The sequence below is a fragment of the Pseudomonas sp. PS01270 genome, from assembly GCF_029959775.1.
Taxonomy (GTDB): Bacteria; Pseudomonadota; Gammaproteobacteria; order Pseudomonadales; family Pseudomonadaceae; genus Aquipseudomonas; species Aquipseudomonas atacamensis.
Genome location: NZ_JASCPT010000065.1, coordinates 1 through 22,541 on the forward strand (window position 1 = coordinate 1; position 22,541 = coordinate 22,541).

Sequence of the window (22,541 nt, forward strand, 5' to 3'; positions counted from 1 at the left end):
AGCTAACTCTGCGCTCTTAGCTGGGTGGTGAACCATGTCCCGTATGACCAACGATGAAGTGTTTTATATCTAAGTGAGGGCGTTGAAATCAAAACGCATTTGCGTTTGGGTATGGTAGACAATATTTTGATTCTTGAATCTGTTGGAGAATTTTGAATGTCCCGGTTAGCAGAGTTTCGTCAACTTGAGCAAAAATTGGCTGCCCAACTCGCTGAATTGGAAGCCCTGAAGGGTTCTAGCGAGCTGCAGAAAGAAATCGAGTTTGAGACCAAATTGCGCTCTCTCTTGGCCGAGTATGGCTTCAGCCTGCGCGACGTTATCAATCTGCTGGATCCTCAGTCTGGGCGCCGTTCGGTAGCGCCTGTCGCTGAAAAGCCAGCTCGCCGTGCGCGCCAGGTGAAGCAGTACAAAAATCCGCATAATGGCGAAATTATCGAAACCAAAGGCGGCAACCACAAGCTGCTGAAGCAGTGGAAGGCCGAGTACGGTGGTGATGAGGTCGAGTCTTGGGTTTCCTGACCATTGACCTTAGCATGCTCAAAAAACGGCTCTCTTGGCCGTTTTTTTGTACCCGCTCTTCTCGCCCTATCAGCCAATGTCGGAGGGCTCGCCCTCTGCACCTGCACACTGCGTCTCGATGCTACGTACACATCTCACACCGGGTTAGATTGCTCACGTACATGCCCGGTTCGCGGTGGACGTCCCTGATGCGCTCAGGGTGGTAGTGATCCTTGATGCAGTCAGCCGGAATATCCCCATGGATGACGTAGCACGGGGACAAGTCCATGCCGAGGTGCTTGCCTGTCACGTTCTGGCCCCACACAGACAGAATCATGTTCGCCACTTCCGCTCGCTGCCCGGGGCGGATAAGGGCAAAGGGGATGTCCACTTCAAGGACGGTGGGCACACCAATCTCGCGAAGCCTCCAGCGATAGTCCTCGCCATACCGGTCAAAACGGGTCAGCCTGGCAGCGAGCGACAACAGGTATTCGCTGCCGTTGATGGAGTAGTGGCCGAAGTCATCCAGCATTTTGCGATCGTCCCCGGTCAACCAGATCTTCCCTTTCTCACTGGTGCTCCGGTTGCCCAGCTCATCAATAGCTTTCTGGAGTTGGTCGGGAGCGACATCGTGGAACAGCTCTCGAAATCGAGCCTGGATCCGGTCGGCCTGATGCCCCTGCAGGCCGTGCTCGTAATACGATCGGATGTTCTCTGGTCGACAGCCGTGGAACGCTTTCGCATGGCTGTAGTAGCCCGCCAGCTTGTCACAGAAAGCGGGAACGAGCTGTTCATGGTCAGGCAGCCACGACAGATCATCTGACCAGCATTTTGGGCGTTTGCGCTCAAGGTGTCGGCGCATGGCAGGATCCAACAGATCGCCCGCGTAGAAGCGTATCGAGCCCAGCCAACTGCGGCGATTACGCCAGTCGAGTGTCCGTTGTTTCATCTGCTTTCCTTGAAAATGCGAAGGTACCGGGGAAAGGGGAGGAGGCTGATGGAACTCCAGGGAGGATGCCCTGGAATTACACGGTGATGACTTCAGATGTCGCATCACGAAGCTTGAGCTATATCCTCTTCAAGCTCCCGAACAGCCTTGGTCACTTTGATCTCAAAGAGCCGCTCAGCGCGGGCATCAGGCATTTCCCACGCTTCATTGCCGATCCAAATCGCCAGCAGCGACCTTTTCTGGTCGAGGTCGAGATTATCCAGATTTGGGATGTAGGAGTGACTCTCGGGTTTGCCTCGCTTCAGCTCATAGAAGGTCTTGATGAGTGACTTCGTTTGGATCTTTCCTTCCAGGGAGAAGCGCTGGGTGAGCTTGCGGATGGTGTGATTGACAGATCGCAGTTGTGTCGTCGAGGTGATCTGAGAGAAGTAAGAGGCCCAGCCTCGTCGTTTGCCGTCAAAAAAGCAGCCAGTGATCCGCAGGTTGACTTTCCATTCACAGTAGGCCCTGGCGCGCTGCCGGTCTTTGTTAGTTTGCTGGCCCGTTACCCTGTGCCGGTAGGCGGTGAAGATCTTCGCGAGTGAAGATTCGAACCGGTGGATGCTCTCACGGCGGATCATGATTTGGTCGCCATCGACCTGGTATCCCAGAAAGCTGAAAGGCTCAGTGAGATCCGCCACCTTGGACTTAGAGTCAGGGCCGAAGTCATGGGGAGAAAGTCCGAGGTCTTTCAAGGCCGTGATGAGCTCATCGGCCACGCGTTTGGCCTTGCCCTTCGGCGCCAAAATCAGGATGTCGTCGACATAGCGCTTGTACCACATGCTCCGACGGGCCTTGAACGTTGCATCGATGTCCTGCAGCGCGATCTCAGCCAGCAGGTTGGATATCGCCAAGCCCTGAGGTACGCCGAGCGTTGAGTCGGGCGTGTCCTTTCGGCCCTTGGATTCGGGCACGGTTGGCGTGGTGATCGCAGATTCGATCAGGTGCCTGAATTGTGGCTTGCGCACCTTCTTCCAGATCGTCGACCTGATCAGGGAGTGCGGGATCGATGGGTAGAAATTCTTCAGATCGATCTTCGCATATTCTGCGTATTTGCCCGACTCCAGCCCGGCCCTCAGGTCATCGATGACCTCCTGAGGCAGCGATAGCTTTGCTGCGGGGAACACCTCCGCGAGGCTATCGCACAACGCTCGCAACACGATCCTGTCTCTGGCCGTTGGAATCGAGATCTGTCGAGGGTTGGAAGTGGCGCCCTTGAGGATCAACTTCTCTTTGTACGCGGTGAAGCGGTAGGTGCCCTCATGAGCCTTCTGAATGATGAGGTCGAGCTCCTCGCTCAGGTTATCGTCCAGCTTCGCGGGCCGCGTACGATCAAGCCCTATGGCGCCCGACATCTTGATCTTGTCAGTGTAGATCCGGAGCAGCGGCTTTCGGGAAAAGTGCTTGTTGAAACTACGAGCAGCGCTCATTTGCTTACCCAGGCGTGCAGGCCCACGATCAGCGGCAAGGCGTAGAGCGCCGTGGTGACGATCAGGCGAATACCGAGCCAGCAGATGGCATACGTTTTTTCATATTTGGTTGGTAGGCGACTGTTGAGGTTGCTGGCGAACACCCGAGCGACACGGTCATCGATCTCACGGTGATTTTCGCATTCGGCGAGAAGGTCGCCGTACTTGCTTATCTGGGTCGGCGTCGGTGGGATCGTCGCAGCTTCCTCAGCAACCAATACGTTGTAGAGGTTCTGCAGCTGCAGGTAATTGTTGCGCATCGCCATGGCCCGGCCTCGGAAGTCGCGGTTGGTCACAGCGAGGGACACACCGAGCAATGCAACAGAAAGCACGGCAGCCATGACATCAGTGTCAGGGCCAATGATGTGAGAGTAGCGGATGGTCAGCACGCCAAGGATCGTACTGAGGATGGCATACCAGACAAGGAGCATCTGAGAATGAAAGTCTAACCACTCCAGGCGTTTATGTGCCTGGATGCGCGACTTGTAGGTAAACCAGACCTTATCCTTCACCCGCATCTCTCCTCAGCAATAGGGGGAAGAAGGCAGGAGGATTTGAGTACATTTGAACATCCCCTAGAGGATCAGTGAGCGTGCGCTCAACGGTCGAAACCGTTCATTATCAGAACCACCCTCGCGCGAGCGAGAGGAAGAACCTGCCTCTTCCGGGGGGGATTCTACAGTGCCATTATTCGCGCTGGAAGGGAGGGCGTTTCCGGGGCCGGTATATGTCCAGCAATCGCGCGCAAGTGGAGTGTTAGTCGTTCCAGAGATCAGCAACGGTCGATTTGGCTGCTGTCTGGCGTTGCGTGAGCCCAGCTGCCTTGCAGGACTGGACGGCTTGTTGCCGCTTCAGCCGATCCGGCATTCCAGTTGTGGTGGGTGTCTCAGGCCAGCAATGACCGTTCTGCGCTGGTGTATGAAGGTGGTCTACAGTGAGTTGGATTTTCGACAATTTCGGCCACGAGACCCTGATATGAATCGCACCGCCCGGCGTCGCTATGAAAAAGAGTTTCCAAAGATCTTGCGCAAGGATGGGGACAATTGTGGCGTGTGTCGCGCACCGCTGACCCACAACGCTCAGACCTTCGGCGGCCTACTGCCTAATGGTGAGGTTGTGCTGACGTCGAACTGCTGTGTCCGCAAACTCGAAACGGTCATGGGGTCTGGGGTTTATATCAACCAGAACACGGACGCCATCGTGAGCGTGCTGGAGCAAGCGCCGGGCGGGCAGATGCCTGCCCCAGATGTTTTCGCCGCTGTCGATCGCATGCGCTCAGGTGTTGATGCCATCGATGCCATGACGAAAGACGTGATGCGCAAAGGTGGCGTAGCCACCAAGCCTACGGCCATTTCACTCACTGACACCCCCTGGAAATCTGACGACGCTGCTTGGTTCGAGCGAAACAAAGATCGTACTCATCGTATGCGGCCCATGCATCCTGGGGAGCGTGAGCAGCTTCCGCCCAACCTCAAGCAGTTCCAAATGCCTGAAGGGCATCGCTTCGAGATCCTTGTGCGTCAGATCGTTAAAGGTCAGCGCATTCGCTCACTGTTCTGCCGAAACATCGAGATCGACATCCCAGACAGTGACGAGCTTATCCACGCAATCTTCGACATGGTGGCTGCTGGAGAAGGGGATGGCGTTATTCGCCCCGAGCGTATCGAGGCTATTGCTGAGGAGTACCGTCGTTCTGCAGCGGCCCCCAAGCACTGAGTCAGGCAGCTCTGCTAGCTCTGGATATAAGCCTTTCAACCTCTGGCGTGGTCGGTGCCACCCTGCGCCTGTGGGAGGTTGATCAGATGGGGAAAGCAGGCTGCTCCCTAACTGCGGTGTCAGAGTGCCGCTGTGTACGTGTTGATATGGGTGCTGTTGCAGTTGGTTTGGAGGCCCCAGCAGCATGCGTAGCTGCGCGCTTTCTCACGGCCACCACTGTAGAAGACGATCACGGGCTCTCCCTCATGGACGCCACGCTGTGTCAGCCGCGCTCTAGCTGTGAAGGGGACGCCTCCGAGGGTGATGTACTGGCGCCCAGGTGCAAGCATGATCCGGTTGAACGCCCGGGTGAACGAGAGGTTGTTCTGCGCTGCTCCGGCATGAGGGCCAAGGTTGGGTTTGACGACCATCGGCGATGTCCTGTGGGATTGGGCGGATGCCAAGCTTAGGGCATTTCGATGCAGTTCAGCAGAGAGAAATGGCGCTTTCGCTCAGCGACTGAAGCGATAAAACCGGAGTGGATTGTCAGAAATTTGTGATGGGCATCACACGATATGGCCATAGCCGAAAAAAAGTACCACCCCCCTCTTGAAAAACTTCAAACGAGACGGAGTTCTTCTATTTGAGAACAAAGCAAAAGCAGCGACCCCACCGACGCTGTTTTACTGAAGCCGGGCACTGGTTCTGAAAGGTGTTACCACTTGCCTTGAACGCTTTCGCTGCTTCGATTCTGGCGTTTGCCACGGTGCTGAAGCTCACATGGAATCAGCCCCGGCAGGGGCTATGGGGAGTCGCTCCTTGAGGCCGACAGGCCGAATTGCTTTTCCTTTTGGAATCAAAAAAACAAGGTAACGCGGTTACTTGAGTACGGTGTAGTCCGTCCAGGGCATTCCTGTTTCGGACAACACTGAGCCGTGGTGGCCGCTGGGCCAATCACTTCGCCTTTCCTCGCACCTCCCCCTGCGCGACCACAGGGAGTTCCCGCCTCCTCAAGTGCATCGAGTGCGTCCGCTAAGCGGGCATCCTCTCGTGCATCGCCCGTGTCTGGGCGGAATGTCTGGCAGTGACGAAGTAGGGTGTCTCGATCATTGTGATTGAGATCAAGTTGTACGAGCATTCTGTGGGCATCCTATGAGAGCGGTCAGGGGCAACTGGCTCATCCCACCCATTGCAGGGGTGGCGCTGAGATTCGGTTTGGCCGAAAATTTGGCTCGAATGGAGTCTGTGGTAGCCGTGCTTTGATTAAGGCTGAACTTGAAAATGAGGTCTGGCAACTAGCCGCCCGATCATACCGTGAGCAATTGGTGGAAATTCTCGCGGCAGCGCTTGCTGCCTATGCGCGGCCTCCGGGCCATGATGACCTGACCCGGATGCACATGTCCGGTGTAGGGCGTGAGGCTTTTGTAGCGTTGCGAGCCTGTCTCGGAGGTGAGTGGCGTAACAGTGATCCAGCGGCGGAGATTCTCTGGCTACGAAACCACAAGCGCGAGTACCTCCGCCATGTCCTGTTGCGGCGTCTCGTGATGGATGAGCTGGCCAGTGAACAGATGAGAGATTCGCTGTTTTCGATTGATGTGGGCGCGTAAGCATATTTGGTGGATAGCCAAGGTGTCAGTGTTGCCAAGCATCTCCTAGTTGAACATGGATCATACTAAGCGGCATTGTAGCTGCGTTGAATAGGATTGTTCTGTTTTGAGAATAACCATTGATGGCCTCACTTTTAGCCCCTATGACACAAAGCTTGTAAGAAGCTGCTCCGAGTGCAAAAGTGAATATAGCATACGTTACTATTTTGAGCAGAGTGAGCACCATTTCTATTGGCCGGTAAACTATAAGAATGGTTGTGAGCGAAAATGCCTAGAGTGCTGGCTGGGCGTTTCTGAGTACGTGAAGTCGGTTTACAAGAAGGAAAGGCCTTCAGAGATAGAGATTTCTATCTCTGAAGGCCATGGCCATTGGTTTGATCACACGATCTACAGCGAAATAGATCAGGGCAACCTGTCGGCTGCTTACAGTGAGTATTTTCATCAAGGGTGCCACCTGGCAATCCTTCCGCTGTCTCGTTTGATCGCTGATCGTTCAATATTCTTGCCTCGTGGGGTGATGATATACCCAGTTGGAAGGCTGGATTTGAAACGCCTCAAACTTGAAAAGCGGCAGCTGGATAGAGTGGCGTCCTATCAGATTTCTGCTTCCGGTGTGCGGCTTGGTCACCTAGATAACTACCCCCTTCTTGTGATCCCTTTGAAGTTCTCTTGGCAGCAGCTCAGGCTGGGCGATCATGGTGCTCACATGGATATGATCGTCAAAGTGTCCGAGATTGTTGATAGCTTGTGTTATGACTTCATTAACTACCTTGGTTGTAGGCTTGAGCACCTAGCATCTGAGACTAAGCCGGCATTGCCAGGGCAGTTAGCGTCCAGGTTGATGATGTCTGCGACAGTGCTTGTGAAGTCTGACGCGATGGACTCTGTATTATTAGCCGGAGCCGCGTTCAGTCAAATCAACACAAAAGGGTTGGGGCTGGACTTGCGGCAGCCTGAATGGGATCAGTTTCCGAAGGATGGCGAGGTTGGTAAAGTTGTGATGCATGCGCTGTCATTATATTCTCAAATGCTTCAATCCCAGTCCGCCACCTCAAAATTTGTTCAAGCGTTAAGTCTGATAGAGTTTTTAGCTTTTCCGGATGACTTTAAGTCATACAAGAAAGTGAAAACGGTGGTGTCCAGGTATATGGTTGAGGGCCTTGCAGAGCGTAAGCGGATATTGGATAGATTCGAGTGTCTGACGGGTAAGAAAGATGAGGCGACCGGTGAGGAAATAGGCTTTAGAACAAGGATCGTGCATATGGGAGCGCGGCTTGAGCAATTGGTCAAGACTCGGGGTGAGCGCCAAGAATTGTTTGCTGAGCTTGATGGCTACATCAGGACGATGATTGATCACATGATCGAACACTCACACCTATCGAGCGCTGATTATGAGGTAGTCAAAAGCAATATGTAGTGCTGTTAGAGCCTGAGTGGCATGCCGTCTCCTTTTGGTCAGGGCGCGTGGCCGAAATTTTATGCCGTGCCCCCGACTGCTTCAGTTCGATCCATTGGTAATGGTCGTCTCGCGCAGTTGCTCAGGTCAGCCTGGCGAGGTAAAAAGACCCGGATCCAGAGTCCAGGTCTTTCTATCACTGGAGACTTATGTCAAACGGGGGCGGTTATACGATGGCTCAGGACTCAAGAAGTGCGGCACCTCTGAAAGCATGAGGTCGCACTCAACCAATGCTGGCCCATGCCAGAAAAGCGTCCAGCGGTTGTAGTCTTCCTCTGTCTCGATCACGTAAAGGGTTTCCTTCCTGGATTCCCTGAAAGCACGGATAAACCAAGCGGGTTTAACCTTGGATGGCACCCGAAGCTCGTACCCATCGTCCGACCATCCCACCCAGTGGCTAAACCAGCTGCGCTCAAAGTAATCGTGCATCTGAACGAAGTAGTACGACCGGCTATCGTCAGCCTGTGCTGCTGCGCAGAGGTCTCTTCCGTGGTCACGCCACGATTTGAAAGCTTGCTGGAATGATTCCAGGCAAGTCTCCCATGACTCGAAACCATAGCGTCGTGCGACGATGGCCAGACATGCTCTATGTCGCAGAGTTTTTTGACTTTGACGCTTTAGAACCTTGGCTTCGCGTTTGATTTTCTGCAGAAGCTCAGGGGTGAGAGACTGTGTGAAAACAAGAGAGTTAGTCATGACTATCCCCATAAATCCAATACGGAGCACTGGCCCGCTCAGGCCCTAAATTTTTGGGAACTCGTCAGATTTTTGCTTACAGTGTTCTCACTTGGCCAGCGGGCGGCTCAGGCACCTGTAGTCGTACCTGTGGCCGAAATGGTGCGGCAACTCACTCGAAGCTGTCAAGGCACTGGGTAGTCCCAGACCCTTCAGTATCGTTCACCGTGATTTTCGTATCCGGGCGCGGCTCGCGAACGTTGAGATTAGGTCGCGAAGGTAAACGTTTACTTATACTAGGGGCTGTGCTGATGATGCGCTTTTAGCGCGCCTGCCGGGATTGCTGGGCCGGTCGGGACAATACGCCGGGCGAAATGACGAGAACGGGGTAGCGAATGCAAGATGTAGGCGTGGTGTGGCAGAAGGCCGAGCAGGTGTTTGGTGACAAAGGCAAAGCGGCGGTGTGGCTGTCGACACCCAAGCATATGTTTGGGGGGCTGACAGCAATCGACTTCGTGAAAGACCATAAAACCTTGGAGCGGGTAATGGTGGTACTGGTTCAGATCGAGCATGGATATCCTTAAAAGTGCTGCCTAAAAACTAAGCTATGGCTTAGATTCTCGGTTCAACTGCTCCATGATCCGCAAAATCGAAAATATTGTTTAGTTTTCGTGTGCATGACTGGTACCTACCTGCGAGGGGGCGACCAGACTGCGAAAGGTGAGTCGGAGGGATGGTGACTGCGTATCGTTCCTTACCGAGACTGCAATCTAAGTGTCCGAAGCGAAATGCCTCGACAACATTGCTACGTAAACCTCTTTGTTGACCTGTTAACTGCAGTGCTTTACAAGTCAAAGAACAGGTTTACAAGATCTCATGCCCAGTTTGCCGGATCGCCTAATACGGCAGCGCGGCTGTACCCTGGATGCGAGTTACGTAGCCTGCCGAGAAGAGACAAAGGGCTTCACTTCTCTGTCGTCTACCACCTGAAGCCTGAAATATTGCCCGTTGGTCTTTAACGCATGGATGATGCGGCATTGGGCATAAGCGGTGCTGTATGAGGTGCTCGGGCCTTGGATGTTGAGCACCAGTTCCTCTCCGTAGCCTCCCTCGTACCTCAAACCTTTTAAAGCTCCCATCGCCTCGCCATTTGCCTCGGCGATTTCGATTACCAACTCCCGCATAACCTTTTGATCGGTGCTGGTAACCTCAGCTGAAAATCTGACCTGACGCTGACTACTAAACCCTCCGCCCCCACTGGCTGAGCCTAGGCGGTTGAAGGTGATGTGAGCGAGCAGAACTACTTCCATGGAGTGTGCCTTCTATGTGAGTCTGACTTCTAGGTAGCAGGGGCGTCAGCGTAAATGCGGTCATGCCGCCCCTGTGCTCATGCTCATTCGCGTCCAGCAGTGCTCAACGATTGCGCTGTAGTGGTGCGATGAGAAGGCTCCAAAACGTTTCGGCGCCGCCTTCTTGTGAGAGCTTCTGGTCTTGCCGAGTGTGGAACGCCATACCGAACGTCTTCAGGTACATGGATTGGTCGTCCGTCTCTACGGTGAGTGCCTCGTTGTATGAGCCACCGCCAAACGAGTCGCCATGGCTGTAGTAGATCCCCGCGCCTAGCTGGCCACCGGTGAACACCGTCGCCTTCGCAACGTCGTGGCCGTCCTTATAGATACTCGCAGAGAAGCGATTTGCATCCACGCGACGGAACCCTCCTTCGTACCCTGGGTTGCGTGCTTGAAGCTCCACCAGTGAGTTCTCGAAATAGCGAGCGATGTACTCGAAGCTGTCGAGCAGGAAGCGATCTTTGTCCAGCTGGGTATACGTCTTGGCCATCCGAAGGTTGCTAGACCTAGGGCCAGCAGGGGCCATAGGGGAGGGCGCTGAACCGCCAGTGAAGTCGTTGCGCTCGGCCCTTGGAGCAGAACTCGGTCGGTCACGGCTGCATCGCTCAGCGGCCTTCCGAACCTCCTTCGCAACTTGCAAGAATGCCTCGTCACGATCCGGCCAAAGTGTCACGGGCTTACCATCTTGGGGCGTGCCAAGCAGCTTGCCGAACGGCGCGTGGTGCCAATCGCACGGGCGAAGAATTACAGGAATGACGATCGCTTCCCCCGCTCCATGGCGCTCCATCGCACGAGTCATCTCGATGTTGTAGCAGTAGTCGGAAGCGATGAAGTCGGGGCTCACCAGCAACAGGATGATTTCGTCGCTGGTGATGTGATCATCGATCGCTGCATCGATTTCTTGGCCAGCACAGATTCTGCGGTCGTGCCAAGTCTCAATGACGCCCTGGCGCTTGAGCATGGAAAGCTGCTTTTCGAGCTGGTCGCGCAGCGCTTCGTCCGCATGGCAATACGAGAAGAACACGTTCGGCAAAATGGTTACTCCCATTCAGGTAGGTGCTGTTCTGATCATATGGTTTGCTCACCACAGAAGTACAGTTCTGGGCTTGGCTCGCACGCATACTGCGATGCACCTCTTCCCACACGTCAGCTGAAGAACAACGGGGCAGGCAAGGGGGTAAGCGTCGTGGCTTGGTCGAAGATCATCTGGGCTAAGTCGTAGCGAATGATGTGCTTCCCGTGTGGCGTTGGCCGCACGAACTGACGTATCTCCACAGGCGCGAAGGTGAAGCTAGACGGAAGCCCCAGATGTCGTTTAGCCGTGCCGTCAGCACTGTTGCATTGTTCGCAGATGATGACTGGGGCGAAAGAGGTGATGCGGCGAGGTTGACCGGGGAGAGGTTTGGTCGCGTAGGGATCGGTGCCATGATCATGGTGGGTATGGAGCCCCACCGCCCAGCCTTCTCGTCTATCCGGTCTTTTGGGGAACAGCATCGTCCAGCGCAGCAATTCGTATCGCGTCCGATCACAGCATGGGCATTGCCAATGATCATCAAGCTTCGCCCACAGCTGGCGGCAATGTGCGCCATCAAAGCTAAGGTAATCCTCCCAGCTAGGAATTCGCCGGCGCAGATTGCTATCCAGTGTTTTCTCTCTGTTGGCATTCTTGATTTTGGTGCCGTCGCACGCCAGGCAGCAGCCGTTCAATAGAAACTCAGGCTTGCAGGGACAGAGGCTCTTGGTCATGAAAATCTCAAAAGTTGAGTGCCAAATGACTTGGCTCGACCAGCCTGCGCTGACTGGCTCGACAGGGGGACGGTGATTTCACTCTCACCGATAACTGCTCACGGCATGCGGGTCTCTAAGGGTTTCATCTGTCCAGGCAAGGCCAATACAGAACATGAGGGTTAAGGAGGCGTAGCTGACCACTGCATACACGCCTCCTGCGCTCACGTCTTCTACTGCTCGATAGCACCATACGCATAGGTAACCAATCATCGCCCCCAGCGCGGCCCTGCACGCAGTCAGCAGGCTACCGCCTACGTTGACGAAAAAACGCATGAACCTCACGCGACTTGCCAATGAGATGAAGCGATCGGAACGTTACCCTCAGCGTGAAGACACTGACGATCGCGAATGCGATGAGCAGGTACACGTAGTACGCCATGAGCTCTGGTGCAGCCAGTAACGCAGTGACCAAAGTGCTCACTTCCTCGGATGAGGTACTGATGAGCAGTGGCAATGCCCCGATGAAGAGCGCGTAGATGACCTCCCTGGCTGCCCGCCGCCAGAGTCCTAACTTTTCCTGTTTTCTCATCAGCAAACGTCATGTCCCATATGATTCGGGTATTTTTTGGAGTCGAGCGGCGCGCTGGCTTAGTACCTGGACAGCCGCTTTAGGCCATCGAGCATGAGCTCCAAGTAGCTTTCAGATCCGAGTGCAAACCCTGCGGCAATCACCGGCGTCTTGTACTCCTCGGTCGCGTACTCGTGAGCAAAGCGGTGGATCGTTTCTGAGTGCCAAGAAATCCGACCCAATGCGATTTTCCTGAAACCGTGGTTTTTCACCGCATCCGCGAGCGATTCTTCACTGATTCCGCGTTGCTCGCAGAAGAACAGGAAACTCAAAAACTCAAACCGTTCGTAAAGCAGCCCGTGATCGTGCAGACCTGCAAAGTCAGGCGCCCATTTAGGCGTAAGAAGGTCATGCAGTCGGTTGCACAAGGGGGTGAGAGCTCTACTTTGATCTTCAAAGCTCTTCCATAACTCGAACAGGCCATTAGCTCCTTCAACGTAGAACGGTGATAGATCAACTCCCAGAGGGAAAGGCATTTCGCGCCGGTTGATAAGCGTCGTGTTAAACAGTTCGTTTAGCTCTCCCAGGCGATTAGCCCGGACAAGTCCCATGCCGTACGCATAGCTAACAAGCGCTACCGGGTAACTCTTCAATGCAAGTCCAGCTACCCATCCAGACTGCTCGACCTGAGACGCAGCGTGTAGGCCCTTGATGGCATCCAGAACGATCGTATGCTCTGCAGCTGCACCCCATCGCCCTAGCACTGCACAAAGACGTGCTAGGGGCTCGATAGCAGCTTCGTAGATCTCAACCAGATCGGTAAAATCCTTAGCCGTACTACCCTGAGGTCGTGCAGAGAAGAGAGGAGCAAGATGACTGATCGCTTGATGAGCCTGGCTGGTTACTAGGTCATCGAGCTGAATCCGGTGCTCGGGTCTGGCCATAAAGCGTTTGGCCATAGCGAGAGTGAGCTCGATGCCAGATGGATTCGGCAGACGGGACTGCTGGATAATCTCAAGCTTGAGGTTTAGCCCATCGAAGAAGGTGTCGGCATCCATCCCGGTTACGGTTGTGGCACGACGCTGAGTGATGAGCTCCTGACCACGCTCGCTCAATCGACCCCGGGATAGCCAGTAGGTCGGGTAGCGACGTGACGGCGCTCTCAAAAACGCCGCCCTCAGCGCATGATCCCACTCACCTGACCATCCTGCGACGATGAGCCCGAACTCATCGATGATGCGATCAAGCAGCGTATTGAACGCCGCCGGGTACTCGCCCAGTTCTACATCGGTATTGAGGATCCTGGCGTCCTTGTAATCACCGTGGATCTTCAGGATGTAGCAGGAAGCATGGGTGAGCGGCTCAGCACCTGCAAGAGTATCTTCAGAGCTGACCACTGTTGGCTCAACGCCAACATCGCGCAGCGCATTCTCCATGAGTCGGTCGAAGTTCGTCGTAACGATCACGCGCACATGTCCCGCTTTGACCATGGCTGCGATCGCCCGATGGGCACGTGTAGGCAACTTCAAGCCGTCTTCCAATTCCTCATCGCTAGGCTCCAGAAAACCCTGGATGATGGCTCGTCGCTCGGTCTGGGTGGTCGCCAGGCGTTCGAGTAGGGTTGAGTAATTGGGCTCCTCTCCTGTCTGACCTACGTACCATGCCACCCAATCATCCTGCTCTCCCGCACCCATCGCGATGCCCCAACGCTTCACCAACTCCAGGGTGATTTCCCACCCGGTCGGTATGCCTGCCGAGCGGGACACCCCTGAGCCAAGAAGCACGGCATAGACGCCTTTGTTCTCAAATATGGAGAAGGCAATTTGAGCTGTTGGATCAGGAGTAGCAACGGTCATGCAAAATCCTCGTGAGTTGGAGAGGCGAACTGTTCGTGTGGGGGAGTTGCATCCGATTAACCACTAACTCGTCGGCTCAACGTCGGCACCCATGTTTTCTGCCAGGTGCTCGATCCTAGAGGTGCCTGGGATGGGGAACATGGAAGGAGAGTATTCAAGCAGCCAGCGCAGAGCACTGCGTGACATCGCCGACGCATCTTCGGACTCAAGGTATTTTCCGGCCCCCAACGGGGCATACGGGACGAAAGCGATGCTGTTTTCCTCACACCACTGCACCACGTCTTTGGACTCCGTGTTCAGAAGGCTAAAGGCATTCTGAACTGCCGCAATCGAAGCGATCGCTGCTGCCTCGATGATTTGAGCAACGGTCACTTTGGACAATCCCAGTGCCTTGATCTTGCCCTCTGCGCGCAACTGCTCCAGCTCCCCGACCTGATCTGCGATCGGTACGTTGGGATCAACTCTGTGCAGGTAGTAAAGATCAATTGCTTCGACTCCGAGCCTTCGCAAGCTCATCTCGACACACTGGCGCAGATAGGCCGGCACACCGCACGGTGTCCATTGCCCCGGGCCCTGGCGGGTAAACCCGCCTTTCGTGGCAATGATCAAATCCTCTGCGTAGGGAAATAGAGCTTTGCGGATCAACCTTTCGGCGTCGTGCGGGCCGTAAGCGTCGGCGGTGTCGATGTGTTGGACACCCAATGCCACCGCCGAGCGCAAGACCTCGATCGCGTTTTGCTCGTCAGCAGGCGGCCCCCAGATGCCTGGCCCTGTCAGTCGCATGGTGCCAAAACCTAGGCGACGTATCTTCTTTCCGGCCAGCATCCCGTGTGTCGTGAACGTCATGCCAACCCCATGCGCAGGAATACGTCGGCGGTGATTTGAGCCAGAAGCGCCTCGCGCGCCGCAGGAGTAAGCACCTGATGATGGATTGAGTGCCGCTCAAGTAGCGCATGCAGGTGGGTGTCCACTGATGCTCTGTAGCGACTGTCCGTGTCTCGCCCCGGGCCGAGAGCGATGGAGGGATCCAGCTTCGTGGCAAGAACGGTCGTGTAGTTGCGGCTGTAATTCATCATTACGGCCCCAATGGCCTCGACTTCATGCGCAGCCAAATCGCAGCCTCGGTACTCAACGGCAGCGTTCCAGTACGCCACTGCATCCATGACAGGGCGATCAACCAGCACAACATCAGCGTTGACGCAGGCAGCGTGCTCCGCCTCAAGCGTCCGGTCGATGAACCACATCGTTGAGTCGTATGTGTGCTGGGTGAGCAGAGGAATGCCTTGCTCAACGGCAAGTGCCCCGAAGGAGGGGATGGCTTGGACGCGGATCCCCTTCACCTCTAGTACCTTCCTCAAGTCGGCACAGAATGTGGATTTGCCGGTTGAGTGCGTGCCGGCAACCCCGATTACGATCGAACTCACCACAAGCTTCCCTGTTCAGGTGCGGGTGTTTCGTCCACGGTCTGAATCTTGAGCTGAGCGATCTTGCAGACTTCTGGCCAGCTAGTGAGGAGGGAGTCCTGAATCAATCGGCCCAGAAGGAGGGCGGTTACTCGGGCGTCCTCCCCGGCGCGATGCAACTCGCCCGAAACTTCAGCGTCCAGGCCAGTCAGAGCCAGCAGCGCGGAGAGGCTGTGGCTTTGAGCATCTGGGTACACATGACGTGATAGCTTCAGGGTGTCTATCACTCCAATCGGTGCCCAGTCGGGAAGATGGCGCTTCATCACTCCGTAGTCGACTGACGCGTTGTGCGCGACGAACCATTTGCCCTGAAGTTGTTGTTCGACATTGTCCCGCAGCTCTTCCCAAACAGGTGAGCTCTTCACTTTTGTGTTGCCGATGCCGTGCACACGCTTGGCTTGCCAGGTGATGGGGTTTGGCGGCTTGATGAGCCAGCTTGAAGGCTCATCACCATCGACGACAGGAAACGAGGCGATAGCCAGCTCCACGAGGTCAGGCGGTGTGTGGCCATTACCCTCAACGTCGACGACTACGATGGGCTCGGAGGGCCACTGAAACTCCGTATCAGTCATCAGATATTCCTCTGCGCTTCCGCGCGTCCATGGCGATCATAGTGATGTGGCTTGTCGGCATCGTGCACCTGGTACCCAAGCGTGTGCTGCATGAAGTACCGGCGCTGTTCATCGAGGCCGCGAACAATGATGGAGCGTTCTGTTACCACCGGTTCACCCTCAGCGCCCAGCCGCTGGCATAGGCTGCTGAGAAGCGCCTCATCGGGCTTCTTCCAAGCGGCCTGGCATGTGGCGTATTGAGCGGAAGGGCAGGTATCACATAACTCGGTGATGCCGAAATGGCCGTTGTAGTCGGGCTGCTGGTGAGCATAGGCCACCCCACATGAGGTCTTGCGGAAGATCGGAGTGCTTGGAGCGTGCGCTTGATACATGCTCAGCAACCGTTGCTCCTCGTCCAGCGGCAGCAGCTTGCGTCTGGCGGTTGAGGTGTAAGGCTCGGGAATACCCTGGCTTTGGTAGTACTGGGCAATCTCTTGTCGATAAAACAGCCCGCTGAACACCGTTGCGTGGGCGTGTTTTGCGAGCTGCGCAGCGCGAGCGATGTGTTCTTCGGAATCGTTGAGCCCAGGGACAATCGGGCGCCAGTAGAGCAACGTCCGGTAACGCTGTGCATGCTTGAACAGGGTTCGCAGGCTATTGGCTGCGATCGAAGATTTGATGGGCTCGATCTTCGGGTCTTCGATGCCTGAGTAAGTCACCAGCACCGTCAGCTTGATGTTCGTCAGGGAATTGAAGCGCTCGCAGTCCTCGGGCGTCACCCGCCAGCGAGTGATCACAAGCACGTTATTGGTCAGCCCTGCCTCATCGAGCAGTCGCAGCAGGTTATGGGTATGGCCTTTCACGTCCGGAAGCATCGGATCGGTTGCTCGGTTGAAGAGCTGAATCGGCGTGATATGAGGCTGGAAGAAGCGATGCGAAACAAACTGCCTGAAGGCTTCTTCGTCGGTCATCAAGGCCTGGGGCGTGCGCTGCTCGAAGTTACCGAAAAGGTGCCTCACGCAGTAGCTGCAGTCCAGGGGGCAGCCGACGATATGGTTCAGGCTTAGGCCACTTTTACGGTACTCGACAGGATCCCGGAGGCTCGGGTTGACCAGTGCCAGCTGCGTGGCGTTGATGACAGCGACGTTTCTATCCATGGACGCGCTCCTTGCAACCGGACTGAGTTGCAAATGTTCCTTCGAGGTGTGCCTATCCATCCTGGAGCGTGCTCGGAACGGGGGGTGAAGCACTACCAGGCAGGCGAGCTGGTAGGCTATCAATTAGCCATCAAGTGAGCAATGATGGTTCAGACGATTTCCATGCGGATTTACACTCCTTCTCTTGGCGAGGAAATCGTCATTGCCATGCATGCCCATGCGTCAGATCAATGCCCCGTTGATCCCCAACTGCTCTGGAAGCTCGGCCCATCCGATATGGGAGGTTGAGTTGGTCGACTGATTTGAATCGTAACCGGGATCGGGAAATCCACACCCACCATCGCTACCTCACCCTGCTTTAGGTTCGGCAGGAATGCTGCAGCGGAGCGATCGATCTCACCGCAGGCTCGCTCAACGACTTCGCGGTCACGGTCGTTCGTAAGCCGGTGGACGAGCAGGGTACCCATCTGACTGAGCACGCCTTCGGTTATATCGCGTGGTCGCTGGGTCGCCAGGCAGATGTTCAGCCCGTATTTTCGACCCTCCTTAGCGATCAGTTCGAAGGCATCCAGATTCTGTAGGTCATCCTCGTTGCCGACGGTTTTGCCTAGGAAATTATGGGCCTCGTCTAGGATGGTGATTAGCGGCCTCGTCCTGAAAACCTCAGCCCGGGCTCGCTGCAGTAGAAGTCTGCCGATAACGTTGGCCACTACCTCACGGGCGTTGAACTCGTATCCAATTGAGCTCAAGCAGACCCTAAACAGCTTCTTGTCGCCACGAATGAAACTGTCCAGTTGATCTACGAAACTGGAAAGGCCGGCAGCGGGATTGAAGACGCAGCCGAGCGACGGCGACTCCATCACGCCGAGGATGCGGGTCATCAGGGATGAGCAGTGTGAGATCTCGTTACTGGCACCTCCAAAACGCTCTGAATCGTTGAAAGAGGTCGGGTAACAACACTCCTGCACCAGCTGAGATACCAGCTTGCGAGGGTTAAATGGCGTTGTTGGATTTCCTACTAGGCTTGCGTTGTTGTCTCTGTTCATGGCCTCGCGATAGACCTCTTTTGATTGGTCTACCTTAAAGACGATGTGCCTCGGGAAGAGGTCAGGTGCGAGATGTACGAGTCGTAGGCTTTTGATCGCTTCCCTCAGCTTAGGGCCTTGGGTTTTGCCTGATGGCTGGAAGAGGGCTATGAAGTCGGACTCAGTGAAACTCGTCGGTGGAATTGCGACTTCTATAGAACCTCCAGCCAGGTGTAGAGGGCTGCCAAGGTGGCAATGAACCGTGTCATCCCCAACAAGTGAGCGGTACTCTCCCGTGGCATCGATCAGCACTACTTTGGCTGAGAAGCGTCGACACTCTTCGATCAGTTTGGATGTCGTCCAGCTCTTGCCTCCGCCTGTGGAACCCAGGATTGCGCAGTGCCGTCCGAAAATTTTCTCGGGAGTGACAGCAATAGGAAATCCGCCATCCCCGGCTACGTGACCAAGATTCAACGCTATCTCAGGTGGTGCACCGTTCACCCCCGTTGAGGTCAACAAAGGGATCTGGGAAATAAATTCTCCAGGGGCAGAATAGACCCGATCGCCAAGCCGTGGGTATGAGCTAACTCCTGCTGTGACTCGCAGTGATTGCGGGTTTACGGAGCCCAGAAGGCGTATGAAGCCGATTGCGTCGATTTGGCGGCTACCTGCAAAATCCTGTGAAATCTCCGAGCGATCCCTGTCAGGCAGCGTCACCTCGATTATGCGCCCGAGCAGCACTGCTTGCTGGCCTTCAATGAGCACAAGCTCGCCGACCTCACCTTTGCCGTAACGGTTGTGGCCCAAGTACTGGCCGCTTACATTGCCGGCATGCGCCAGGTTCGTCTTTACCAGCTGGGCACTCACACTCGAAACCACACCAATTTTGAGATTGCTGACCAGAATCCCGTCGAGAGCACTCATGCGTTTTGGCTCCCCAGGCGTCTGACGGCATTCGCCAACTGCTCAGCTGGAGAAGCTGTTCTCAGGTGCGGAATGTGGCTGACCAGATCGCTGAACGAGCCACTGACGAAGTGGATGTCCAGGCCACGCTTGGCGAGGTCATGGAATCTGCCCCAATAGTCGCTTGAGCCATGGTGTCCCCGGTTATGCAGGTGCGTGATGCACTGGAAATCGCAGAGTATTAGTTTCAGGCTCGGGTTGGATTGGATCGCTGAGAAGATTGGCTCAGAGAGGTGATCATCGTTGAAGCCGAAGCCCCCCACGATGAGGCAACTGTTGGGCTGACGCAGAAACTCCAGGTAGCGCGACAGAAGCTCTAGGTGAGGCTGCAGGAATGCCTGCTGGTATTTGCCTTTGGCTGGGTAGATGAGGCACGCGTTCGCAGGTGTAGGCGCTGTGTCCTCGTAGATGTCCTTTCCCTCTCTGCTCCAGCTCACCGATCCATGCAACTTCAGTAGCTGGAACACACCTTCGGCGAACTCATGACCTTCCACCTCTCGCCTGACGATGTCGTAGCTGAAATGTTTCCCATCGAAACGCCGCCTGCGGGTGTAGGAGAATCCATCAATGGCCATCATCCCGAGGTCAGAGGCTGCTGTCTCGAAGCACATGTCATAGTTTGTGGTGAAGACCTTCAGGCGAGGGTCTCGGACTCGTCGCCTCGCCAGCTTCTGCAGCAACTGCCTGTATGCAGAGATATCGGCGCTCGGGGCTCGCAGGAATGCTGAGCATGCATCCAGGATGACTGCTTTGACCTCGCTGACAAACCCTTCGACGGTGGCGTCTTTGTTGAAGGCGAGATAGGCGTCGCATTGAGAAAGGAAATGCTCGATATTTGGATTTATGGTTTCTTTGTAGCGCACCACATCCATCACGCGCCCTGCCGCTTCAGTGGGATCCCCTGAGCCGGGTGTGCACATGGAGCGCTTCCACAGATCCCACATGCTTGGCCCACCTGGTGCACCAAGCGAAGTCCCACTTCCAGCCAAAAAGCCAAGATTGGGAACTTGCAGTGCCGCAGCGAGCATGTCCGACAGTGCTGTGCGGTTGGAAACGATCCTTGCTGGATCAGGTGGTGGTACGCCATTGAGGACGATGTAGGCTTCTTCATTCAAAGGCGCCCAATCAGAAGCCCCTGGTGCTAGGTAGGCTTGAAGGCCCTTACGGTTGGCATCTAGCTCCACAGGTTTGTCAGCAGGGGGCGGGGGGGCTACGGCTTCTACAGAAAGGGCTGGGGCTGGCGGGGCGTTTTCGTTGGACATCAACACGATCCTTGAGTGGGCGTATCCCGATGGCGTGCTATGGGCCAATCGAGTGCGCGTGATGAAACCTATGGGCAACGCAGTATTGGCATAATGACATCGGTGCTATGACGCCGGAAGTGGGGTAGGAGGGTGAATCTAGTGAAATTAGTTACAAGGCTCATCGGCTAGCCGGCGAGGGGAAGAGAGCTGCTACAACCAATACGTCGTGGTGATCGCTCATATCGTCTCCCGGCTTCGCGGCCAACCGGCCAAAATGCTCATCCCGCTTCCGGCTCCCCCAGGCAAGCTGCCACGTTGAGCGTGATGGGGGTCTTACCGACCTCGCCTTTGGGGCTGGCAATGGTGAAGGAAATGCCGCGCGGCGATGTTCTTTCTCTAGGATCTAGGCCTGGAATTGAGATACCCGACCGCTCAATGAAGCTCCGCAATGCTGCAGGCGATGGAGATCTGGCATTCTTGCTGCCTTCATCAGTCTCCCACTGCCGCCAGGTGCGTGGCTTGACCAAGGTCATTCTGACGGCCAGGCGCGCGCTCATCTTTGCCTTCAAACGAGCCATTTTTGAGCCGCCGGCGTTGTTTTTCGTTCTCCTTAGGTCACCGGGGTGGCGTGGTGTTGAGGGTCAGAGGTTTCCCAAGGTGGCGTGCGAAGAAATGAGAGCTTTGCCTCGGCGAAATGAATTGGTTACCCAGTAAAATCCGAGCGTCTTGACACGTCTCGCGTGTCTTCTAATCTGATACCAGACGCCTGCTGCAAGCGTTCCGCCGTGAGCTGGAAGCGGCCAGACCATATGACAAACTACTGCCCCGTTCGGCGGGGAGATCGTTTTCTATTGTCTGGAGATCGCGATGAAGCCAGACCTACCACCCGTTTCTCCCCTTAAATTCCCTCCCCTGAACCTTGATCAGCCCCTTGAAAGCCGTCTCAAGCTACCGGATGGGAGCATGGTGAAAGAGGGTTACCGAGATCCCGACTGTTTTGACATACATTGCCAGAGCAGATTTGGAAGGAGCTGGTCATCCATAAGGGCCGAGTGTATTGAACACCTTGAAGCTCGCCTCGGCGCGATCAGCGTACGGATCAAGACGCTAGAAACCTTGTTAAAGCAAGGGCAGCCCCCCGAAAGCCTTCTCACAGCGTATGACGACATCTATGAACAACTTGAGATGGTATACGCGGATGGCTCGTTGGGAGCGTTGGTAATGATCTCAAAGCTCTATCTTGTGGGGGCCCAGTTCCCTCCGCTGGCTACGCCTGGCGGAGGCCTCAAAGCTGCGGTGATGGCTGTAGAGTTCGGCTATGTCTCAGCGTACAGCTTTTTGGGGGATTTCCACCTGGCGGAGGGCCGTGTTTATGAAGCTGCCGATGCCTATGAATCAGGTGCGTACAAAGGATGTAGTGCCTGTAAGTACCAGTTGGGTCAGTTCGCGGAGCGTGGTGTTGGGGGGCAGTTGAAAACCGTTCGAGCCGCATTCGATTTTTATGCAGAAGCCACAATGGGAAATTACCCACCTGCATGGGTAGCGCTTGCTCGGCTTTGGTTGCGTAATCCAAGGGAGCTGCCGAGACCTGAGCATCTTGTTGAGATGTTGAAGGATTGCATCGAAATGAGGTGCGAGGGGGCTGCAACGGCCTTGGCTGAGTATTATTTGGCTCTTGGCCCATCCTCCGACACGAAGTTTGTGATGATGTCGCTCTACCGGTGTGCAGCGGTCGGAGGCGATATCGAAGCGCAGCTCAAGCTCGCGAGCTTGCTGGCGGGTGAGGGGGCTTGGGAGATGGAAATCATGCCAGATCCTGAAGAGGCGTTATGTTGGTACGAGCGGGTGTACAGTTCTGAAAATGCTTCGCCCGACCAAGTAGTTCTGGCGCACATGAAGCTCGGCCACCTGCTCATGGCCATGCAACAATATGACCGAGCGGCACATCATTTTGCCTTCGCTTCGGACACTCACCTTGAAGCTGCTGAGCTGCGCCAAATTTGTGAAGAAAAGGGAGAGAATCTCAGGAGCTGGCGGTTGCACAATTGTAATGGATCGGACTCCGTAGGGAATTAAGACGAGTGTCAGGGATGTAGGGCGATATGATCCTCTTAATCGCCCTGCTGGCTCTGATTTACCTGAGTAGGCGAGGGGCGGGTTCAGGGGCTCCGTTAGGCATAACCTGTTTCTTGCCACTCACGAGAATATAAGTGTCTGGCTGCCACTCAATCGGAGCTTCGCTGTATTCG

Annotated in this window: 21 protein-coding genes; 6 read left to right on the forward strand and 15 right to left on the reverse strand. The window is 55.3% G+C overall.

Translation table 11 applies throughout. From position 1 onward, the window contains the following. Positions 1 to 156 precede the first annotated feature (156 nt). The gene (locus tag QMX86_RS17670) at positions 157 to 519 is read left to right on the forward strand and encodes a histone-like nucleoid-structuring protein, MvaT/MvaU family (RefSeq protein ID WP_282383476.1); all 363 of its coding nucleotides are present in this window, start codon (positions 157 to 159) and stop codon (positions 517 to 519) included. Between the two features lie 121 nt (positions 520 to 640). Here the strand turns inward: QMX86_RS17670 and QMX86_RS17675 are convergent, their stop codons facing one another. From QMX86_RS17675 to QMX86_RS17685, 3 genes are all read right to left on the reverse strand, one after another. Further along, on the reverse strand, positions 641 to 1,447 hold the full coding sequence (locus QMX86_RS17675; RefSeq protein ID WP_282383478.1) for a hypothetical protein: 807 nt from the start codon (positions 1,445 to 1,447) through the stop codon (positions 641 to 643). Positions 1,448 to 1,551: 104 nt separating this feature from the next. Next, entirely contained in the window at positions 1,552 to 2,916 is a 1,365-nt protein-coding gene (locus QMX86_RS17680) for a reverse transcriptase domain-containing protein (RefSeq protein ID WP_282383480.1), read from the reverse strand. After that, entirely contained in the window at positions 2,913 to 3,467 is a 555-nt protein-coding gene (locus QMX86_RS17685) for an SLATT domain-containing protein (RefSeq protein WP_282383482.1), read from the reverse strand. The genes QMX86_RS17680 and QMX86_RS17685 overlap by 4 nt, the downstream gene beginning before the upstream one ends. Positions 3,468 to 3,930: 463 nt before the next feature. On the opposite strand from QMX86_RS17685, the gene QMX86_RS17690 reads away from it, so the two are divergent. From QMX86_RS17690 to QMX86_RS17700, 3 genes are all read left to right on the forward strand, one after another. After that, on the forward strand, positions 3,931 to 4,671 hold the full coding sequence (locus tag QMX86_RS17690; RefSeq protein WP_282383486.1) for a hypothetical protein: 741 nt from the start codon (positions 3,931 to 3,933) through the stop codon (positions 4,669 to 4,671). Between the two features lie 1,238 nt (positions 4,672 to 5,909). Next, entirely contained in the window at positions 5,910 to 6,257 is a 348-nt protein-coding gene (locus tag QMX86_RS17695) for a hypothetical protein (RefSeq protein WP_282383489.1), read from the forward strand. Positions 6,258 to 6,363: 106 nt separating this feature from the next. Further along, a complete protein-coding gene (locus QMX86_RS17700) occupies positions 6,364 to 7,674 on the forward strand; it encodes a hypothetical protein (protein WP_282383491.1) in 1,311 nt (436 codons plus the stop codon). A 186-nt stretch (positions 7,675 to 7,860) separates the two neighbouring features. Here QMX86_RS17700 and QMX86_RS17705 read toward each other — a convergent pair whose 3' ends face one another. After that, positions 7,861 to 8,409 (reverse strand): hypothetical protein, encoded by a 549-nt coding sequence (locus QMX86_RS17705; RefSeq protein ID WP_282383494.1) that lies wholly within the window; start codon positions 8,407 to 8,409, stop codon positions 7,861 to 7,863. A gap of 374 nt (positions 8,410 to 8,783) precedes the next feature. On the opposite strand from QMX86_RS17705, the gene QMX86_RS17710 reads away from it, so the two are divergent. Continuing rightward, the gene (locus QMX86_RS17710) at positions 8,784 to 8,972 is read left to right on the forward strand and encodes an MbcA/ParS/Xre antitoxin family protein (RefSeq protein WP_282383497.1); all 189 of its coding nucleotides are present in this window, start codon (positions 8,784 to 8,786) and stop codon (positions 8,970 to 8,972) included. A gap of 348 nt (positions 8,973 to 9,320) precedes the next feature. Here QMX86_RS17710 and QMX86_RS17715 read toward each other — a convergent pair whose 3' ends face one another. From QMX86_RS17715 to QMX86_RS17765, 11 genes are all read right to left on the reverse strand, one after another. Then, positions 9,321 to 9,698 (reverse strand): hypothetical protein, encoded by a 378-nt coding sequence (locus QMX86_RS17715; protein WP_282383500.1) that lies wholly within the window; start codon positions 9,696 to 9,698, stop codon positions 9,321 to 9,323. 103 nt (positions 9,699 to 9,801) lie between these two features. After that, positions 9,802 to 10,785 carry a toll/interleukin-1 receptor domain-containing protein gene (locus QMX86_RS17720; RefSeq protein WP_282383503.1) on the reverse strand — a complete coding sequence of 328 codons (984 nt, stop codon included), beginning with the start codon at positions 10,783 to 10,785 and terminating at the stop codon, positions 9,802 to 9,804. 98 nt (positions 10,786 to 10,883) lie between these two features. Continuing rightward, on the reverse strand, positions 10,884 to 11,483 hold the full coding sequence (locus QMX86_RS17725) for a hypothetical protein (RefSeq protein WP_282383506.1): 600 nt from the start codon (positions 11,481 to 11,483) through the stop codon (positions 10,884 to 10,886). A gap of 630 nt (positions 11,484 to 12,113) precedes the next feature. Further along, positions 12,114 to 13,889, reverse strand: a complete 1,776-nt coding sequence (locus tag QMX86_RS17730; protein WP_282383509.1) for an SIR2 family protein — start codon at positions 13,887 to 13,889, stop codon at positions 12,114 to 12,116. A 63-nt stretch (positions 13,890 to 13,952) separates the two neighbouring features. Further along, complete coding sequence (locus QMX86_RS17735) at positions 13,953 to 14,735, reverse strand: aldo/keto reductase (RefSeq protein ID WP_282383512.1); 783 nt, start codon at positions 14,733 to 14,735, stop codon at positions 13,953 to 13,955. Then, entirely contained in the window at positions 14,732 to 15,313 is a 582-nt protein-coding gene (locus QMX86_RS17740) for an AAA family ATPase (RefSeq protein WP_282383515.1), read from the reverse strand. Before QMX86_RS17740 ends, QMX86_RS17735 begins: the two co-directional genes overlap by 4 nt. Continuing rightward, positions 15,310 to 15,924: a 3'-5' exonuclease gene (locus tag QMX86_RS17745; RefSeq protein WP_044287130.1), complete on the reverse strand. Its 615-nt coding sequence runs from the start codon at positions 15,922 to 15,924 to the stop codon at positions 15,310 to 15,312. The genes QMX86_RS17740 and QMX86_RS17745 overlap by 4 nt, the downstream gene beginning before the upstream one ends. Beyond that, positions 15,924 to 17,060, reverse strand: coding sequence for a radical SAM protein (locus QMX86_RS17750; protein ID WP_282383526.1), 1,137 nt, complete (start codon positions 17,058 to 17,060; stop codon positions 15,924 to 15,926). Before QMX86_RS17750 ends, QMX86_RS17745 begins: the two co-directional genes overlap by 1 nt. A gap of 227 nt (positions 17,061 to 17,287) precedes the next feature. Then, on the reverse strand, positions 17,288 to 19,009 hold the full coding sequence (locus QMX86_RS17755) for an ATP-binding protein (protein ID WP_282383529.1): 1,722 nt from the start codon (positions 19,007 to 19,009) through the stop codon (positions 17,288 to 17,290). After that, positions 19,006 to 20,310: an SIR2 family protein gene (locus QMX86_RS17760; protein WP_167337369.1), complete on the reverse strand. Its 1,305-nt coding sequence runs from the start codon at positions 20,308 to 20,310 to the stop codon at positions 19,006 to 19,008. The genes QMX86_RS17755 and QMX86_RS17760 overlap by 4 nt, the downstream gene beginning before the upstream one ends. Positions 20,311 to 20,570: 260 nt before the next feature. Then, complete coding sequence (locus tag QMX86_RS17765; protein WP_282383533.1) at positions 20,571 to 20,870, reverse strand: hypothetical protein; 300 nt, start codon at positions 20,868 to 20,870, stop codon at positions 20,571 to 20,573. A 289-nt stretch (positions 20,871 to 21,159) separates the two neighbouring features. On the opposite strand from QMX86_RS17765, the gene QMX86_RS17770 reads away from it, so the two are divergent. After that, the gene (locus QMX86_RS17770; RefSeq protein WP_282383536.1) at positions 21,160 to 22,368 is read left to right on the forward strand and encodes a hypothetical protein; all 1,209 of its coding nucleotides are present in this window, start codon (positions 21,160 to 21,162) and stop codon (positions 22,366 to 22,368) included. The last annotated feature ends 173 nt before the right edge of the window (positions 22,369 to 22,541 follow it).

Coding starts and splice junctions, on each gene's coding strand:
- QMX86_RS17770 (WP_282383536.1), top strand. CDS start 21,160: ATGAAGCCAGACCTACCACCCGTTTCTCCCCTTAAATTCCCTCCCCTG.
- QMX86_RS17690 (WP_282383486.1), top strand. CDS start 3,931: ATGAATCGCACCGCCCGGCGTCGCTATGAAAAAGAGTTTCCAAAGATC.
- QMX86_RS17725 (WP_282383506.1), bottom strand. CDS start 11,483: ATGACCAAGAGCCTCTGTCCCTGCAAGCCTGAGTTTCTATTGAACGGC.
- QMX86_RS17765 (WP_282383533.1), bottom strand. CDS start 20,870: ATGGCTCGTTTGAAGGCAAAGATGAGCGCGCGCCTGGCCGTCAGAATG.
- QMX86_RS17675 (WP_282383478.1), bottom strand. CDS start 1,447: ATGAAACAACGGACACTCGACTGGCGTAATCGCCGCAGTTGGCTGGGC.
- QMX86_RS17755 (WP_282383529.1), bottom strand. CDS start 19,009: ATGAGTGCTCTCGACGGGATTCTGGTCAGCAATCTCAAAATTGGTGTG.
- QMX86_RS17710 (WP_282383497.1), top strand. CDS start 8,784: ATGCAAGATGTAGGCGTGGTGTGGCAGAAGGCCGAGCAGGTGTTTGGT.
- QMX86_RS17730 (WP_282383509.1), bottom strand. CDS start 13,889: ATGACCGTTGCTACTCCTGATCCAACAGCTCAAATTGCCTTCTCCATA.
- QMX86_RS17705 (WP_282383494.1), bottom strand. CDS start 8,409: ATGACTAACTCTCTTGTTTTCACACAGTCTCTCACCCCTGAGCTTCTG.
- QMX86_RS17680 (WP_282383480.1), bottom strand. CDS start 2,916: ATGAGCGCTGCTCGTAGTTTCAACAAGCACTTTTCCCGAAAGCCGCTG.
- QMX86_RS17745 (WP_044287130.1), bottom strand. CDS start 15,924: ATGACTGATACGGAGTTTCAGTGGCCCTCCGAGCCCATCGTAGTCGTC.
- QMX86_RS17670 (WP_282383476.1), top strand. CDS start 157: ATGTCCCGGTTAGCAGAGTTTCGTCAACTTGAGCAAAAATTGGCTGCC.
- QMX86_RS17735 (WP_282383512.1), bottom strand. CDS start 14,735: ATGACGTTCACGACACACGGGATGCTGGCCGGAAAGAAGATACGTCGC.
- QMX86_RS17720 (WP_282383503.1), bottom strand. CDS start 10,785: ATGGGAGTAACCATTTTGCCGAACGTGTTCTTCTCGTATTGCCATGCG.
- QMX86_RS17750 (WP_282383526.1), bottom strand. CDS start 17,060: ATGGATAGAAACGTCGCTGTCATCAACGCCACGCAGCTGGCACTGGTC.
- QMX86_RS17715 (WP_282383500.1), bottom strand. CDS start 9,698: ATGGAAGTAGTTCTGCTCGCTCACATCACCTTCAACCGCCTAGGCTCA.
- QMX86_RS17760 (WP_167337369.1), bottom strand. CDS start 20,310: ATGTCCAACGAAAACGCCCCGCCAGCCCCAGCCCTTTCTGTAGAAGCC.